General features: G+C 64.4%; 16 protein-coding genes. 14 read left to right on the forward strand and 2 right to left on the reverse strand.

Annotated elements, in window-relative coordinates:
• Nucleotides 1–255: 255 nt before the first annotated feature.
• Nucleotides 256–1,476 (reverse strand): NADP-dependent isocitrate dehydrogenase, encoded by a 1,221-nt coding sequence (locus tag ASE89_RS19425; protein WP_056681313.1) that lies wholly within the window; start codon nt 1,474–1,476, stop codon nt 256–258.
• Between the two features lie 196 nt (nt 1,477–1,672).
• On the opposite strand from ASE89_RS19425, the gene ASE89_RS19430 reads away from it, so the two are divergent.
• A complete protein-coding gene (locus ASE89_RS19430) occupies nt 1,673–2,401 on the forward strand; it encodes a phosphatidylserine decarboxylase (protein ID WP_056681315.1) in 729 nt (242 codons plus the stop codon).
• A 143-nt stretch (nt 2,402–2,544) separates the two neighbouring features.
• The gene (gene pssA / locus ASE89_RS19435; protein ID WP_056681342.1) at nt 2,545–3,333 is read left to right on the forward strand and encodes a CDP-diacylglycerol--serine O-phosphatidyltransferase; all 789 of its coding nucleotides are present in this window, start codon (nt 2,545–2,547) and stop codon (nt 3,331–3,333) included.
• Between the two features lie 137 nt (nt 3,334–3,470).
• Here the strand turns inward: pssA and ASE89_RS19440 are convergent, their stop codons facing one another.
• On the reverse strand, nt 3,471–3,704 hold the full coding sequence (locus ASE89_RS19440) for a hypothetical protein (protein WP_197979521.1): 234 nt from the start codon (nt 3,702–3,704) through the stop codon (nt 3,471–3,473).
• Between the two features lie 334 nt (nt 3,705–4,038).
• Here ASE89_RS19440 and rpsB point away from each other — a divergent pair, with 334 nt between their 5' ends.
• The 12 genes from rpsB to rpmE all read left to right on the forward strand — a co-directional run bounded on the left by rpsB (nt 4,039) and on the right by rpmE (nt 15,819).
• Entirely contained in the window at nt 4,039–4,890 is an 852-nt protein-coding gene (gene rpsB, locus ASE89_RS19445; protein ID WP_031394210.1) for a 30S ribosomal protein S2, read from the forward strand.
• A 90-nt stretch (nt 4,891–4,980) separates the two neighbouring features.
• Nucleotides 4,981–5,913 (forward strand): translation elongation factor Ts, encoded by a 933-nt coding sequence (gene tsf / locus ASE89_RS19450; RefSeq protein ID WP_056681317.1) that lies wholly within the window; start codon nt 4,981–4,983, stop codon nt 5,911–5,913.
• A gap of 397 nt (nt 5,914–6,310) precedes the next feature.
• On the forward strand, nt 6,311–7,039 hold the full coding sequence (pyrH, locus tag ASE89_RS19455; protein ID WP_031394212.1) for a UMP kinase: 729 nt from the start codon (nt 6,311–6,313) through the stop codon (nt 7,037–7,039).
• A 1-nt stretch (nt 7,040) separates the two neighbouring features.
• Nucleotides 7,041–7,598: a ribosome recycling factor gene (frr, locus tag ASE89_RS19460; protein ID WP_031394213.1), complete on the forward strand. Its 558-nt coding sequence runs from the start codon at nt 7,041–7,043 to the stop codon at nt 7,596–7,598.
• Between the two features lie 71 nt (nt 7,599–7,669).
• Nucleotides 7,670–8,362 carry an isoprenyl transferase gene (locus ASE89_RS19465; protein ID WP_269082977.1) on the forward strand — a complete coding sequence of 231 codons (693 nt, stop codon included), beginning with the start codon at nt 7,670–7,672 and terminating at the stop codon, nt 8,360–8,362.
• A 65-nt stretch (nt 8,363–8,427) separates the two neighbouring features.
• Nucleotides 8,428–9,183, forward strand: coding sequence for a phosphatidate cytidylyltransferase (locus tag ASE89_RS19470; RefSeq protein WP_031394215.1), 756 nt, complete (start codon nt 8,428–8,430; stop codon nt 9,181–9,183).
• Entirely contained in the window at nt 9,180–10,337 is a 1,158-nt protein-coding gene (locus ASE89_RS19475; RefSeq protein WP_056681319.1) for a 1-deoxy-D-xylulose-5-phosphate reductoisomerase, read from the forward strand. The genes ASE89_RS19470 and ASE89_RS19475 overlap by 4 nt, the downstream gene beginning before the upstream one ends.
• Nucleotides 10,334–11,467, forward strand: coding sequence for an RIP metalloprotease RseP (gene rseP / locus ASE89_RS19480; RefSeq protein WP_056681322.1), 1,134 nt, complete (start codon nt 10,334–10,336; stop codon nt 11,465–11,467). Before ASE89_RS19475 ends, rseP begins: the two co-directional genes overlap by 4 nt.
• A gap of 118 nt (nt 11,468–11,585) precedes the next feature.
• The gene (gene bamA / locus ASE89_RS19485) at nt 11,586–14,306 is read left to right on the forward strand and encodes an outer membrane protein assembly factor BamA (protein WP_082451805.1); all 2,721 of its coding nucleotides are present in this window, start codon (nt 11,586–11,588) and stop codon (nt 14,304–14,306) included.
• Nucleotides 14,306–14,971 carry an OmpH family outer membrane protein gene (locus ASE89_RS19490; protein WP_056681324.1) on the forward strand — a complete coding sequence of 222 codons (666 nt, stop codon included), beginning with the start codon at nt 14,306–14,308 and terminating at the stop codon, nt 14,969–14,971. Before bamA ends, ASE89_RS19490 begins: the two co-directional genes overlap by 1 nt.
• Before the next feature lie 11 nt (nt 14,972–14,982).
• Nucleotides 14,983–15,486 carry a 3-hydroxyacyl-ACP dehydratase FabZ gene (gene fabZ, locus ASE89_RS19495; protein ID WP_443024362.1) on the forward strand — a complete coding sequence of 168 codons (504 nt, stop codon included), beginning with the start codon at nt 14,983–14,985 and terminating at the stop codon, nt 15,484–15,486.
• 102 nt (nt 15,487–15,588) lie between these two features.
• Nucleotides 15,589–15,819, forward strand: a complete 231-nt coding sequence (rpmE, locus tag ASE89_RS19500; protein ID WP_031393312.1) for a 50S ribosomal protein L31 — start codon at nt 15,589–15,591, stop codon at nt 15,817–15,819.
• Nucleotides 15,820–16,088: the final 269 nt, after the last annotated feature.

Genomic DNA, 16,088 nt, shown 5'->3' on the forward strand with positions numbered 1-16,088 from the left:
AGCCGAGCAATGCCGGGCACGGGACACCAACCCCACCCCAACCCGTCATCCTGACGAAAGTCAGGACCCAGAGCCAAGCAGCGCAGCGCCCGTAACCCTGGATCCTGACTTCCGTCAGGATGACGGCGGCGGCGGGGCACAGGGCGGGGCCGGCCGAGCCTCGCAGCGGCAGGAGCGCGGGGCGTCACGGAAGGCCGGCACCCCAACCCGCACCCAAAAAAAAAGGCCCCTCCCGTTTCCGGGAGGGGCCGTCCGTCACGCCCAGTTGGCCATTTCGGCTTCGAGGTTCGAGCGGACCTGCTCGAAGAACTGCTCGGTCGTCATCCAGGGCTGGTCGGGCCCGATCAGGATCGCGAGATCCTTGGTCATGTGGCCGTTCTCGACCGTCTGGACGCAGACGCGCTCGAGCGTCTCGGCGAACTTCGTCACGTCGGGCGTGTCGTCGAACTTGCCGCGATACTTCAGACCACCGGTCCAGGCGAAGATCGACGCGATCGGGTTGGTCGAGGTCGCCTTGCCCTGCTCGTGCATGCGGAAGTGACGCGTGACCGTGCCGTGCGCGGCTTCGGCCTCGACGGTCTTGCCGTCCGGGGTCAGCAGGATCGAGGTCATCAGGCCCAGCGAGCCGAAGCCCTGCGCGACCTGGTCCGACTGGACGTCGCCGTCATAGTTCTTGCACGCCCACACGAACTCGCCGTTCCACTTCAGTGCAGAGGCCACCATGTCGTCGATCAGGCGATGCTCGTAGACGATGCCCGCTTCCTTGAACTTGTCCTTGAATTCGCTCTCGAAAACCTCGGCGAAGAGGTCCTTGAAGCGGCCGTCATAGGCCTTCAGGATCGTGTTCTTGGTCGACAGGTACACCGGCCATTTCAGGTTCAGGCCGTAATGCATCGACGCGCGCGCGAAATCGCGGATCGAGTCGTCGAGGTTGTACATCGCCATCGCGACGCCCGCCGACGGGAACTGGAACACTTCGCGGTCGATCGTCGCGCCGTCATCGCCTTCGAACACCAGGCGCAGCTTGCCGGGGCCGGGGACGAGGAAATCGGTCGCGCGATACTGGTCGCCGAACGCATGGCGGCCGACGACAATCGGGTGGGTCCAGCCCGGGATCAGGCGGGGGACGTTCTTGATCACGATCGGCTCGCGGAAGATCGTCCCGCCCAGGATGTTGCGGATCGTGCCGTTGGGCGACTTCCACATCTTCTTCAGGCCGAATTCGGTCACGCGCTGCTCGTCGGGCGTGATCGTCGCGCACTTGACCGCGACGCCGTGCTTCTGCGTGGCGAGCGCGCTGTCGATCGTCACCTGGTCGTCGGTCGCGTCGCGATGCTCGACGCCGAGATCGTAATAGTCGAGCTGGATGTCGAGATACGGCTTGATCAGGCGCTCGCGGATCCATACCCAGATGATCCGGGTCATCTCGTCGCCGTCGATCTCCACGATCGGATTCTTAACCTTGATCTTCGCCATATATCGTCCTTCGGGGGAGGGGGTTGGGGGAGCGTCTAGGGGAGCCGGCCCCGCCGATCAACCGTCGGGCGCGCCCCGATCGACTGCCGAATGTCGCGCGAAGCAACCTCGAGCAACCTCGCGCAACTCCCGGTCCTGTCGTGAAAAGGCTGTTCATCGTTGTATCGCGCGTCCGGCACGGATAGACCCGCACGCTATGGCATCGCTCGACAAGCCGCCCGTCACGACCTCCACGGTCAAATGGCGATTTCCCGCAGTCCATCCGGAAGGCTATAAATACGTCGCCATCGCGACCGGCAGCACATTGCTGCTGACGATGCTCAGCCATGTGCTGTTCTGGCCGATGGTCGGCGTCGTGATCTGGGTCGCGACCTTCTTCCGCGACCCCGTCCGCACCACGCCGCAGGGCGAGGGGCTGATCGTCGCCCCCGCCGACGGGCTGATCACGATGATCCAGCGCGTCCCCATCCCGCGCGAACTCGCCGGCGAGAATGGTCTGGGCGACGCGCCGCTGGTGCGCGTGTCGATCTTCATGTCGGTGTTCGACGTGCACATCAACCGCACGCCGATTGCGGGCACGATCCGCCAGGTCGTCTATATCTCGGGCAAGTTCCTCAACGCCGATCTCGACAAGGCGTCCGAGGAAAATGAGCGCCAGCATTTCGTGGTCGAGGATCGCAACGGCATGCGGATCGGCTTCACCCAGATCGCCGGGCTCGTCGCGCGGCGCATCTTGGGCTTCGTCAAGGCGGGCGACATGGTCGCGGTCGGCCAGCGGATCGGGCTCATCCGATTCGGCAGCCGCGTCGACGTCTATCTCCCCGATCATGTCGTCCCCCAGGTCTGTCTCGGCCAGCGCAGCATCGCCGGCGAGACCGTGCTCGGCCGGGTCGGCGGCGTGCCCGTCGGCGGCATTGCGCAGTGATCGATGGTCCTGCGATCGATGGTCCTTCGAATGATAGACCTGAGCATGACGGTCCTTTGAACGCTGGTCCGGTGAACGATCGGGACGGGACGTCTTACGGGTCCGCCAGCCGCGCGGACGAGTCGCAGGCGGCGGGCCGCGCGATGCGGGCGCGCCGGCCGCGTCGCGGTCTGCCGCTCCGCGCGGTCGCACCCAACGCGGTCACCGCGCTCGCCTTGTGCTCGGGACTCAGCGGCGTCCGGTTCGCGATCGGCGGCCAGTGGGAAAGCGCGGTCGCGATGATCATGGTCGCGGGCGTGCTCGACGGGCTCGACGGCCGGATCGCGCGCATGCTCCACGGCGAGAGCCGGTTCGGTGCGGAACTCGATTCGCTGTCCGATGCGATCTCCTTCGGCGTCGCCCCTGCACTGATCGTCTATCTCTGGTCGCTCGCCGCGCTGCCGCGGATGGGCTGGATCTGTGCGCTGATCTTCGCCGTGTTCTGCGCGCTCCGCCTCGCCCGCTTCAACGCCAAGATCGACGAGAGCCATCAGCCGCACAAGTCCGCAGGCTTCCTGACCGGTGTGCCCGCGCCCGCCGGGGCAGGGCTCGCGCTCATGCCGATGTTCTTCTGGTTCTGGACCGACGAACCGTTCTTCGCCTCGCCCTATCTCGTCGCACCCTGGATCGCATTCGTCGCGCTGCTGATGGTGTCGAGCATCGCGACCTGGTCGTGGAGTTCGCTCAAGCTGCGTCGCAACGTCCGGTTCGAGGCGATCGCGCTCGTCGTCCTGCTTGGTGCCGCGCTCGTCAGCGCCCCCTGGCACACCCTCAGCCTTATCTGCCTTCTCTATATCGTGTCGATGCCGTTCAGTATCGCCAGCTATGCCAGGGTCCGCCGCCAGCGCGCCGGCGTCCGTAGCGGCGAGACGTCCGCCAAACCGGGTCTCTGATCCGACCGACCGAGCCCCGGGACTGCTGACCCGGGGCAGACCCGTAAAGTTCGATCCCCGTGTAATCCACAAGCCGGCCACGCCCGCGGATCAGTAAGACGCCTGTCGATCAGGCGCCCAGGCCAAACCGCCAAACTTTAGGCGGCGGCATTCCAGCGCTGCGACGGCTGCGGCATGCCGGTCGAAGACCAGCGGCGGACCGCGATCCGGCGCTCGGCGCGCGCGAGCGTCTGCAGCGGGGCGAAGGCCGGCTCGACATTGCCCGATGCCAGGCTGACGATGCGCGACCATTGCGGTGCGATCGACGACAGGATCACCGCGGTCGCGACTGCGAACGACCCCGAGAACACCATGAAGCTCACTATCATCATCCCGCTCATCTTCCCGCTCGCCTTCCCTGCAAATGCGAACATTGTGTTAAGGTTCGCAACACCCGGTCGAAAACATCGTTCCGTTCGTCGCATTTGGATCACCGCCGTTCCGGGGTGATTCTGCGCCGAGTCGAACCTCTGTTCTGTTCTGGCCCCGTTATGTTCTTATTGCGTTCTTTTGTCAAGTCGGCGGTAAGCCGTTGCATTTGGCGCGATCCCCGGCTAAGGGCCGCGCCTCTAACCCCGCATGGGAGGCATCATAGCCCGGTGCGTTTCGGTCATTCGGCCGGCACGTCATCCGCTTCCCAGAGGCACAACCGGAAGGACATATCCTATGGCGGCACCAGTCGTCTCGATGCAGCAGCTCATTGAAACGGGCGCACATTTTGGTCACCAGACGCATCGCTGGAACCCCAAGATGAAGCCTTACATCTTCGGTGACCGCAACGGCGTCCACATCCTCGACCTCTCGCAGACCGTGCCGCTCTTCGCGCGCGCGCTCGAATTCGTCTCGTCGGCCGTCGCCGGCGGTGGCAAGGTCCTGTTCGTCGGCACCAAGCGCCAGGCGCAGGAGCCCGTCGCCGACGCCGCTCGTCGCGCAGGTCAGCACTTCGTCAACCATCGCTGGCTGGGCGGCATGCTCACCAACTGGAAGACCATCTCGGGTTCGATCAAGCGTCTGAAGACGCTCGAGGAAATGCTGTCGGGTGACACTGTCGGCCTGACCAAGAAGGAAGTGCTCCAGCTCACCCGCGAGAAGGACAAGCTCGAGCTTTCGCTCGGCGGCATCCGCGACATGGGCGGGATTCCCGACGTGATGTTCGTGATCGACGCGAACAAGGAAGAGCTGGCGATCAAGGAAGCCAACACGCTGGGTATTCCCGTCGTCGCGATCCTCGATTCGAACGTCTCGCCGGACGGCATCGCCTTCCCGGTGCCCGCAAACGACGACGCCGCCCGCGCCATCCGCCTCTACTGCGAAGCCATTGCAATCGCAGCGACTCGTGGTGGCCAGGAGCAGCAGCGCCGGACCGGTGCCGACATCGGCGCAATGGTCGAGCCGCCGAAGGAAGAGGCGATCGCCGAGCCGACCGTCGAGCCGACCGCCGACACGACGCAGGTTGCGGCGAACGCCGAGACCGCCGCAGAGTTTGCGGCCGAGGGTGAGCGCCAGATCGACGCATAAGCGTCGTCGCCGAACCGTCATGCGGGCGGGGTAGGGCATCTGGCCTTACCTCGCCCGCAACTACATTCAGACTAAAGAGGATTTACGGACATGGCTGATATCACGGCAGCAATGGTCAAGGATCTGCGCGAAAAGAGCGGCGCGGGCATGATGGATTGCAAGAAGGCGCTCAGCGAGAACGCCGGCGACATGGAGCAGGCGATGGACTGGCTGCGGACCAAGGGTCTCGCCGCCGCCGCCAAGAAGTCCAGCCGCACCGCGGCCGAGGGTCTGGTCGGCGTCGCCGTTTCGGGCACCAAGGGTGCTGCGGTCGAGGTCAACTCGGAAACCGACTTCGTCGCAAAGAACGATCAGTTCCAGTCGTTTGTCCGTGACGTGACGCAGATCGCGCTCGCCACCGGCGGCGACATCGAATCGCTCAAGACGCAGCCGATGCCATCGGGCAAGACCGTCGAGGAAGTCCTGACGAACAACGTCGCGACGATCGGCGAGAACCAGTCGCTGCGCCGTTCGCGCACGCTCGAAGTCAGCAAGGGTGCGGTCGTTCCGTACATCCACAACGCGGCATCGCCGGGCCTCGGCAAGATCGGCGTGCTCGTCGCGCTCGAGTCGGAGGCTTCGGACGAAGTGCTCCAGACGCTCGGCAAGCAGCTTGCGATGCACATCGCAGCGGCGTTCCCGAAGGCGCTGAACGAAGCCGATCTCGACGAGGCCGAGATCGAGCGTGAGCGCGCGATCGCGACCGAAAAGGCCGCCGAATCGGGCAAGCCTGCTGATATCATTGCAAAGATGGTCGAAGGCGGCATCGCCAAGTACCGCAAGGAGCACGCCCTGGTCAGCCAGCTGTTCGTGATGGACGGCAAGACCAAGATCTCCGACGTCGTCGCCAAGGCCGGCAAGGACGCGGGCGCCGAGATCAAGCTGGTGGACTATGTCCGCTTCCAGCTCGGCGAAGGCATCGAGAAGGAGCAGTCCGACTTCGCCGCCGAAGTCGCTGCCGCCTCGGGCGTTCCGCAGGCGTAACAACGCCCTCCCTCTCCCGTCCGGGGAGAGGGAAGGGGCCCACGGCCACTTGGCCGTGGGAAGGGTGAGGGGAGTGGCGAGGTCTCGAACCTCACGCCCCTCATCCGGCCCTGCCGGGCCACGGTCTCCCCGAGGGGGAGGACTACGGAGTAGCCACATACTACGCCGTCATCCCCGCGCAGGCGGGGATCCAGACCCTAGGCGGTCGGTGTCGCTCGCGACGCCAGCCCCTCCATCTCCGCGGAAATGACGGCATTTCCCCTCGCGCGCCCTCCTGCGGTCGACGATTTTCCGTCTCCTGACCGCTCAGAGTCCACACAGGCACGTCGCAGCGCTTCACATCCCCGGCCTCGCCGCCTAAGGTCCGCGCCGCCCCGCCAATCACAATTCGAGATTTATGACGCCTCCGCGCTTCAAACGCATTTTGCTCAAACTGTCGGGCGAAGTCCTGATGGGACCCGCCGGTCTTTCGATCGATCCCACCGTCACCGCACGTGTCGCCGGCGAGATCGCCGACGTCCGCGCCAAGGGCTATGAGATCTGCATCGTCGTCGGGGGTGGCAACATCTTCCGTGGCCTCGCCGCCGCCGCCAAGGGCTTCGAGCGCGCGACCGCCGATTATATGGGCATGCTCGCGACCGTGATGAACGCGCTCGCGGTGCAGAACGCGCTCGAGCAGATCGGCATCGACACGCGCGTTCAGTCGGCGATCCCGATGGCGAGCGTCTGCGAACCCTTCATCCGGCGTCGCGCCGAACGGCACCTCGAAAAGGGCCGCGTCGTGATCTTCGCCGCGGGTGTCGGCAGCCCCTATTTCACCACCGATTCGGGCGCCGCGCTGCGTGCTGCCGAGATGAAGTGCGACGCGCTGTTCAAGGGCACGTCGGTCGACGGCGTCTACAGCGCCGATCCGAAAAAGGACCCGGACGCAACGCGCTACGAGACGATCTCGTACAGCACGGTGCTGTCCGAGGACCTCAAGGTCATGGACGCGAGCGCGATCGCTTTGTGCCGCGACAATGATATCCCGATCGTCGTCTTCAACATCCGCGAACCCGGCAATCTTGCCGCGGTGCTGGCGGGTGATGGTGTGTCGACGATCGTCCAGAACGAGCAGGAGAGTTAAGATGGCAGCGTATGACAAGAGCGACCTGGAACGCCGCATGGCGGGTGCCGTCGAAGCGCTGAAGCACGATCTGGCCGGGCTTCGCACCGGCCGCGCGTCGACCGCGCTGCTCGATCCGGTGATGGTCACGGTCTACGGCTCGTCGATGCCGCTCAACCAGGTCGCGACCGTGTCGGCGCCTGAGCCGCGTATGCTGTCGGTGCAGGTCTGGGACAAGTCGAATGTCGGCCCGACCGACAAGGCGATCCGCTCCGCCGGGCTGGGTCTCAACCCGATCGTCGACGGTCAGACGCTGCGTCTGCCGATTCCCGATCTGACCGAGGAGCGTCGCAAGGAACTCGCCAAGCTCGCCGGCCAATATGCTGAAAAGGCCCGCATTGCAGTCCGTAACGTCCGTCGCGACGGGATGGATTCGCTGAAGGTCGACGAGAAGAAGGGCGTGTTCGGCGAGGACGAGCGCAAGCGTCACGAAGTCGAGGTGCAGAAGCTCACCGACAGCACGATCGCCGATCTCGACGCGACCGCGGGCGCCAAGGAAAAGGAAATCCTGGGCAAGTGAGGCCGCTTGGCGCTGCTTCGGCCGGAGCCTCCCAGGCTGCGTCGCTCGTCGCCGTTCCTGGGGGCGGCGCGGTGCCGCGTCATGTCGCGATCATCATGGACGGCAATGGGCGGTGGGCGAAGAAGCGCTTCCTCCCCCGCTTTGCCGGCCACAAGGCGGGCGTCGATGCGGTGCGAAACGTCACCCGCGCGGCGCGCGCGATGGGGATCGAGGCGCTCACGCTCTATGCGTTCTCGTCCGAAAACTGGCGCCGTCCTGCAGAGGAAGTCAGCGATCTGATGGGGTTGCTGCGGCATTTCATCCGCAGCGATCTCGACGAGCTGACCCGCGAGAATGTCCGTCTGCGCGTCATCGGCGACTATCGTGCCTTCTCATCCGATCTGGTCGCGATGGTCGATGATGCGATCTCGCGGACCGCGGCCAATACCGGTCCGTTGCTCGCGATCGCACTCAACTATGGCGCCCATGCCGAACTCGTGCTCGCCGCCCGCCGCCTGGCGGAACGCGCGCGTGACGGGGTGCTCGATCCGGCGAGCATCGACGCGGCGATGGTCGAGGGCGAACTCGACACGCGCGATCTTCCCCCGCTGGACCTGATGATCCGCACCTCGGGCGAACAGCGCCTGTCGAATTTTTTGTTGTGGCAGGCGGCCTATGCCGAACTGCTGTTCGTCGACACGCTCTGGCCCGATTTCGACGGCGACGCGCTCGCCGAGGCCGTTGCGGCCTTTGGCGTGCGGCAACGCCGCTACGGTGGGCTGTGACGCTTACCGATCCCGAACGGGCCCCCGATCAGGCGCTTCGCACACCGTCCAACCTCAAGCTCCGGATGATCGCGAGCGTCGGCATGATCGTCGTCGCGAGCATCGCGCTGACGCTGGGCGGCATCGCCTTCTGGCTGCTCGGCGTGGTTGCCGCGCTGTTCATGATGGCCGAATGGGCGATGCTGCAGGGCGCCGACGCGAAGACCAGGCGGATGACGCAGTTCGCGCTGTCCGTACCGCTCGCGCTGATGGCGCCGGCCTCGCTGATCCTCGTCGTGCACGACTTCTTCACGCTGGGCCTGCTCGCGGGGGCTGCGTTCTTCGTCGTCATCACCACGCGTAAGCCTCCGCTGGCGCTCGGAATTATCTATTGCGGGCTACCCGTGCTCGCGCTGATGATCATCCGGCGTCAGGAGGACGGCGTGCTGCTGACGCTCTGGGCGCTGTCGCTGGTATGGGCGTGCGATATCGGCGCGTTCTTCACCGGACGCTCATTGGGCGGACCCAAGCTTGCACCCGTGATCAGCCCGAACAAGACCTGGTCGGGCCTGATTGGCGGCGTGGTGCTCGCGGGCATCGTCGCGGCGATCCTTCACGTCGAATATGCGCTGCCGTTCCACCTTGCGCTCGCCACGCCGTTTCTTGCGGCGCTGGCGCAGATGGGGGACCTGTACGAAAGCTGGTTGAAGCGCGTCGCAGGCGTTAAGGACAGCGGCAATACGCTGCCCGGGCATGGAGGCGTGATGGACCGTCTCGATGGGCTCGTCCCGGTCGCCCCCGTCGCGGCGTTACTCATCATGTTGCCGAGCTTATACTCATGAAAAGCGTCACGATTCTCGGTGCGACCGGGTCGGTCGGTACGTCGACGCTCGATCTCGTCGAACGCGAGCCCGATCGTTTTCGCGTCGTCGCGTTGACAGCAAATTGTGACGTCGCGCGGCTTGCCGCGGCCGCGATCCGGACCCGCGCCGAATTCGCGGTGGTTGCCGACGAGCAGTGCCTGCCAGAGTTGCAGGCGGCACTGGCGGGAACGGGTGTCCGCGCCGGCGGTGGCCCTGACGCGATCGCCGAGGCCGCGGCATCGGGCGCCGACTGGACGATGGGCGCGATCGTCGGCTGTGCGGGCCTCAAGCCCGTCCTGTCGGCAATCGAGCAGGGCGGCACGGTCGTCATCGCGAACAAGGAACCGCTGGTCTCCGCGGGCTACGTCATCTTGCGCGCAGCTGCGCGGTCCGGCGCGACCCTGCTCCCGGCGGATTCCGAGCATAACGCGATTTTCCAATGCTTTGATGCAGCGCGGCCCGAAGGCGTGCGGCGGATCATTCTGACGTGCAGCGGCGGGCCCTTCCGCGACTGGACGACCGATCAGATGCGCGGCGTGACGCTCGAACAGGCGGTCAAGCATCCTAACTGGTCGATGGGCGCGAAGATATCGGTCGATTCGGCGACGATGATGAACAAGGGGCTCGAACTGATCGAGGCCGCCCGGCTGTTCCCGATCGCTCCCGACCGGATCGAGATCGTCATCCATGCGCAGTCGGTGATCCACAGCCTGGTCGACTATGTCGATGGCTCGGTTCTCGCGCAGCTCGGCCCGCCCGACATGCGCACGCCGATCGCGCATACCCTGGCCTGGCCCGACCGGATGGCGACACCGATGGCGCCGCTCGATCTCGTTGGCATCGGCCGACTCGATTTCGCAGCGCCCGATCCGGTCCGGTTTCCCGCATTGCGGCTGGCACGTGAAGCACTGGACGCGGGCGGGGCGCGCCCGGCGATCCTCAACGCGGCGAACGAGGTCGCGGTCGAAGCCTTTCTCAACCGCCGGATCGGCTTCCTCGAAATTGCCGCAATCGTGGAGGATACGCTGATACGCTACGATCCGGCCGCACCGGATAGCGTCGATGCCGTTCTGGCCATCGACGTCGACGCGCGGCGCCTTGCGAGCGAGCGTGTGAAGGATTGCGTGGTTTGATCGAAACGCCCGGTATCCTGCTGACGATCCTGTCCTTTATGCTCGTCATCGGACCGCTCGTGTTCGTCCACGAGATGGGCCATTATCTCGCTGGACGGATATTCGGGATCAAGGCCGACGCCTTCGCGATCGGGTTCGGACGCGAGATCGCCGGCTTTACCGATCGTCGCGGCACACGTTGGAAATTCGGCTGGCTGCCGCTTGGCGGTTATGTGAAATTCGCCGGGGACATGACCCCGGCAAGCCAGCCTTCCGCCGAATGGCTCGCCTTGCCTGCCGACGAACGTCAGCGGACATTCCAGTCGAAACCGGTTTGGCAGCGCGCGATCGTCGTTGCCGCAGGCCCGGTGGTCAATTTTATCGTCGCAATCGTCATCCTCGCCGGATTCGCGCTCGCTTATGGCGACGTCCGGATGCCGCCGGTGATCGGGGCGACCGTTCCGGGCAGCGCAGCAGCACTTGCCGGGCTGCAGCAGGGCGACCGGGTCTCCGCGCTGGGCGGGCGTTCGGTCGAAACCTTCGACGACATGGCACGCTATGCCCGCATCCGTGCGGGAGAACGCACTCGCATTGATGTACTGCGTGATGGACGACTGGTATCGCGCGATGTCGTGATCGGTACCGAGCTACAGCGCGACCGGTTCGGGAATGAATATCGGATCGGCCGGCTCGGGATCGCCGGTGGCAAACCCATCGTCGTTCGCGTCGGCTTGCTCGAAGCACCGGCCGTCGCAGTGAAGCGGACCGGCGAGATCGTCTCGATGATTGTCGAGACGCTGGGCCAAGTGATTTCGGGCCGTCGCTCCGTCAAGGAGCTTGGCGGACCGCTCAGTATCGCCAAAGTATCGGGCGAGCAGATGTCGCTCGGCCTCGATGCCTATGTCTTTCTGATTGCGCTGGTGTCCATCAATCTGGGGTTCATCAACCTGCTGCCAGTGCCGATGCTTGATGGCGGACATTTGCTATTTTATGCGATAGAGGCAGTCCGGCGAAAGCCCGTCGGTCCCGACGTTCAGGAATGGGCGTATCGCGGCGGTCTTGCGGCGATCCTCGCACTGATGCTTCTCGTGACCTTCAACGATCTCGGCAATTTCGGGTTGTGGAAGAATCTGGCCGGCTTGATCGGCTGACGCGGTTAGGGCAGGGCGGGCGCGCCCTTGCGTATGCAAGTTTCTTGGGGTGGGTTTGGTGACAGCAATCAACGGTTACACTTTGGCGCGTAACGGCGCCCTGCTCTTGGCAGGTACGATGCTGTCCGGCATGCCGGTCTGGGCGCAGGTTGCGCCCGCGGGTTCAGCCCCCGCTGCGCAGGCACGATCCGGTCCGCCGCGTGCACAGGCGACTGCCCCTGCATCCGCCCCTACAACGCCCGTAGCGGCGCCTGTATCCCAGACTCTGATCAAGACTTTGCGTGTAGAAGGCTCGCAGCGCATCGAGCCCGAGACCGTGTTGAGCTACACCAAGCTCCGCGTCGGCATCCCGTACACGGCGGAAACGCTCGACCAGGCGCTCAAGGACCTGCAGGCGAGCGACCTGTTCGCGGATTACTCGATCGCCGGGGTTGAGGACGGCAATATCGTCCTGCGCATCCGCGAGAATCCGATCATCAACCGCGTGATCCTCGAGGGCAACAAGGCGCTTAAGGCGGACAAGATCACCAAGGAGATCAAGCTCGCGCCGCGGCAGATATTCACGCGCACCGCGGTCCGCCAGGACATCGCACGGATCATCGAACTCTATCGCCGGCAGGGCCGCTTCGCCGCGGTCGTCGATCCGAAGATGGTCAATCTCGACCAGAACCGCGTCGATGTCGTGTTCGAGATCAGCGAAGGCCCGAAATCCAAAGTCCGCCAGATCAACATCCTCGGCAACGAGGTGTTCTCCGACGACAAGATTCGCGGCCAAATGGCGACCAAGCAGGCGCGGCTGTTCCGCCTTCTGTCCTCGGCGACTAGCTATGACCAGGATCGTCTGAGCTACGACCAGCAGAAGCTGCGCCAGTTCTACCTGACTGAGGGCTATGCCGATTTCCGCGTCACGTCCGCGGTCGCCGAGCTGACGCCGGACAAGAAGGACTTCATCATCACGTACGTGGTGGAGGAGGGTAAGCGCTACAAGTTCGGCGACGTAACCGTCGACAGCCAGATCCGCGACTTCGACAACAAGAAGCTCGCCTCGACGCTGCCGCTCAAGAAGGGCGAGTGGTACAATGCGAAGCTCGTCGAGGATTCGGTCGACAATCTGAGCCAGACCGCGGGCCTGTTCGGCTATGCGTTCACCGAGGTGAACCCGGAATTCCAGAAGGACGTCGATACCCTGACCATGGGTATCAACTTCAACATCGCCGAAGCCAAGCGCACCTATGTCGAGCGGGTCGAGATCAACGGCAATTCGCAGACGCAGGACAAGGTCGTGCGTCGCGAGATCCGTCTTGCCGAGGGCGACGCGTTCAACAGCTTCCAGGTGAAGCGCTCGCAGGATCGCATCAACTCGCTCGGTTATTTCCAGGACAAGATGGAGATCAAGCAGACGCCGGGCTCCGCGCCCGATCGCGTGATCCTTGAAACCAATCTGGAAGAGCGCTCGACGGGCGAATTGCAGCTGTCGGCGGGCTATTCGAGCCTCGAGCGGTTCATCATCCAGGCGAACATCACGCAGCGCAATTTCCGCGGCAAGGGCCAGGAACTGCGCGCCGGCGTGAACTATTCGAGCTATTCGAAGTCGATCGAGCTGGGCTTTACCGAGCCCTATCTGTTCGACAAGAACATCGCGCTCGGCGGCGACATATTCCGGCGTGATTACAATTCGTTCAACTATGTCGGCAACGATCGCCAGACGACCTATTCACAGGTCTCGACGGGCTTCCAAATCCGTGCCGGTGTGCCGCTGACCGAGTTCTGGTCGCTGTCGGGCCGCTACGGCCTGTCATATGACGAGGTCGGCCTCGATCAGGCGTCCTATTTCACCAACGGCGTCTGCGACCCGCTCAAGGCCGGGCGCTACCTCTGTGAGGCACTCGGCAATCGCTGGACGTCGTCGATCGGCTATTCGCTGATCTACGATACGCTGAACAGCCGTTTGCGTCCGACCGCCGGGCAACGCTTCTCGTTCAGCCAGGACTTTGCCGGTCTGGGCGGCGACGTGAAGTATATCCGTACGCGCGCCGAAGGATCCAAATTCTGGAACCTCGGCAGCGGCTTTATCGGTTCGATCATCGCGGAAGGCGGCTATATCCACTCGCTCGAGAAGAGCCGTGGCGAGGGCGTCGACCGCGTCCGCATCACCGATCGCTTCTATCTGGGCGAGCCGCAATTCCGTGGTTTCGACATTCGCGGCGTCGGTCCGCGAGTCCTGCGCCAGCAATATGTCACTGCGGCCGATGGTACGCAGACCGTGGTGACCGATCGCAACCAGATCGTCGATGACGCGCTCGGCGGCCGGGCTTATTATCTGGCTCGTGCCGAAATCGAGATTCCGCTGGGCTCTGGCGCGCGCGAACTGGGGCTTCGCCCGACCATCTACGCGCAGATCGGCAGCCTGTTCGGCATCACCAAGCCATTGCCAACCGCGGTCTTCCCAACGTCGGTCGACGCGGCCGGCAATGTCACCGTGTTGCCGATCAACACGCCGCTGTTCGACAGCGCAGGCCGCCAGCTCTATTTCAACACCTACACGCCGACCGGCGCGACCGAAACGGCGCAGCGGGCAACGACGTGTCAGACGGGCTATTCCGATACGCTCGGCGGTGCCTGCGCGGGTGCCGAGGCCAATGTCATCGCGACCAGCGCGATCGCGCCGTTCAAGGAGACGTTCCTTGGCAACTCGCCGCGACCGCGTCTGTCGGTGGGTATCGGCGTGAACTGGAATTCGCCGTTCGGCCCGCTGCGTATCGATCTCGCCAAGGCGATCCTGACGCAGCCCGGTGATGACCCCAAGCTTATTACTTTCAACGTAGGGACACAGTTCTGATGACGACGTTCAAGACGCTTCTTCTCGCCGCAGCCGTGCTCGCACCGGCGGCGATCGTCGCACCGGCGCAGGCCCAGGTTTCGGGTATCGCGGTCGCCGACCCGCAGGGCGCGATCGCAGGCTCTAAGGCCTGGACCACCGCGCGTGGCCAGATCGAGACGACCTACAAGGCACAGCTCGACCAGGCCGAGACCCGCCGTCAGGCGATCGCCCGCGAACTCCAGCCGCTCGTGACCGCCTTCCAGACCGCACAGCGCGCGCCGACCCCGAATGCGGCGTCGCTCCAGAGCCAGGCGCAGGCGATCCAGGCACGCGAGACCGCGGCAAACCAGGAACTCGCCCGTCTGACCCAGCCGGCACAGCGCGCTCAGCAATATGTCATCGAACAGATCCAGGCGAAGCTCGGCGATGCGGTCAGCAATGCGGTCCGCGCCAAGAACGTGACCTTGCTGCTTCGTCCAGATGCTGCATTGTTCGCACAGCCGGCTGCCGATATCACGGCGTCGATCACGGCCGAACTCGATCGTCTCGTCCCGACGGTCGGCATCACGCCGCCTGCCGGCTGGCAGCCGAACCAGCAGAGCCAGCAGGGTGGGGCAGCCGCCCCTGCCGCAGCGGCACCCGCCCGCGCGACGCCTGCGCGCACGACGCCGCAGGGCCGTTGAGAACATCGTCGGTGAGCACGGATAACGTGAACGTCGACGTGGCAGACGCCGCGCCCGGTCGATCGAGCGGACCGCTCGATATCGGCCGGGTGATGGCGGCATTGCCCCACCGCTATCCGATGTTGCTGGTTGATCGTGTCGTGGATCTCGTCCCCGACACATCGATCAGCGCGATCAAGGCGGTGTCGATGAACGAGCAGTTTTTTCAGGGGCATTTCCCTGGCAGGCCGATCATGCCCGGCGTGCTGATCGTCGAGGCAATGGCGCAAGCCGCCGGCATCTTGGCGGTCGAATCGCTCGGTCTCGCAGGTTCGGGAAAGCTCGTCTATTTCATGGCGATCGACGGTGCGAAGTTTCGCAAGCCGGTCGAGCCTGGCGTTCTGCTGCAGCTCGACGTGACGTTCGTGCAGAAGCGCGCAAGCGTTTGTAAATTCGCAGGGCGCGCCTTGGTCGACGGCCAGCTGGTCGCAGAAGCGAATTTTACCGCGATGATCGCCGATCCGCCTAAGGCGTAATTGCCGAAACGGGGGGCTCGCTTGCATCATGGCGCCGCTGTGTGTACGGGCCCGCCGTGCTTTAGGCTGGTCGGAACCAGCCGTTTATACCGGAGACATACGATGAAGGCCGATACGCATCCCGACTATCACATGATCACGATCCAGATGACCGATGGTACCAAGTACCAGACCCGGTCGACCTGGGGTAAGGAAGGTGATGTGATGACGCTCGAAATCGATCCGCTCGCGCATCCGGCGTGGACCGGCGGTCGTGGCACCATGCTCGACACCGGTGGCCAGGTCGCCCGCTTCAACAAGCGCTTCGGTGGCGGTCTCACGCTCCGCAAGTAATTCCTGTCCGACTGATGTCGGGCTGGCGAAAGACAGAACCGGCGTACGCAAGCAGCGTGCGCCGGTTTTTTCGTATTTTCCTCTTTAGCATCTGAATACAATGAGACCGTTGGTACGGCAGTACCGAGCCGCGCATTCGGACGACCCCACGGACGGGCGGGGCGGGAAGCAGGACGGGAGCGTTATAGGAGCGCCGCAGCCGACAAGGCGCGAAAATTGCCATAAAAGTGAAATTTGCGTTTGACGGGATTGCGGATGGGCCCTAGAGG

This window comes from Sphingomonas sp. Leaf30 (assembly GCF_001422525.1).
Lineage (GTDB): Bacteria > Pseudomonadota > Alphaproteobacteria > Sphingomonadales > Sphingomonadaceae > Sphingomonas > Sphingomonas aerolata.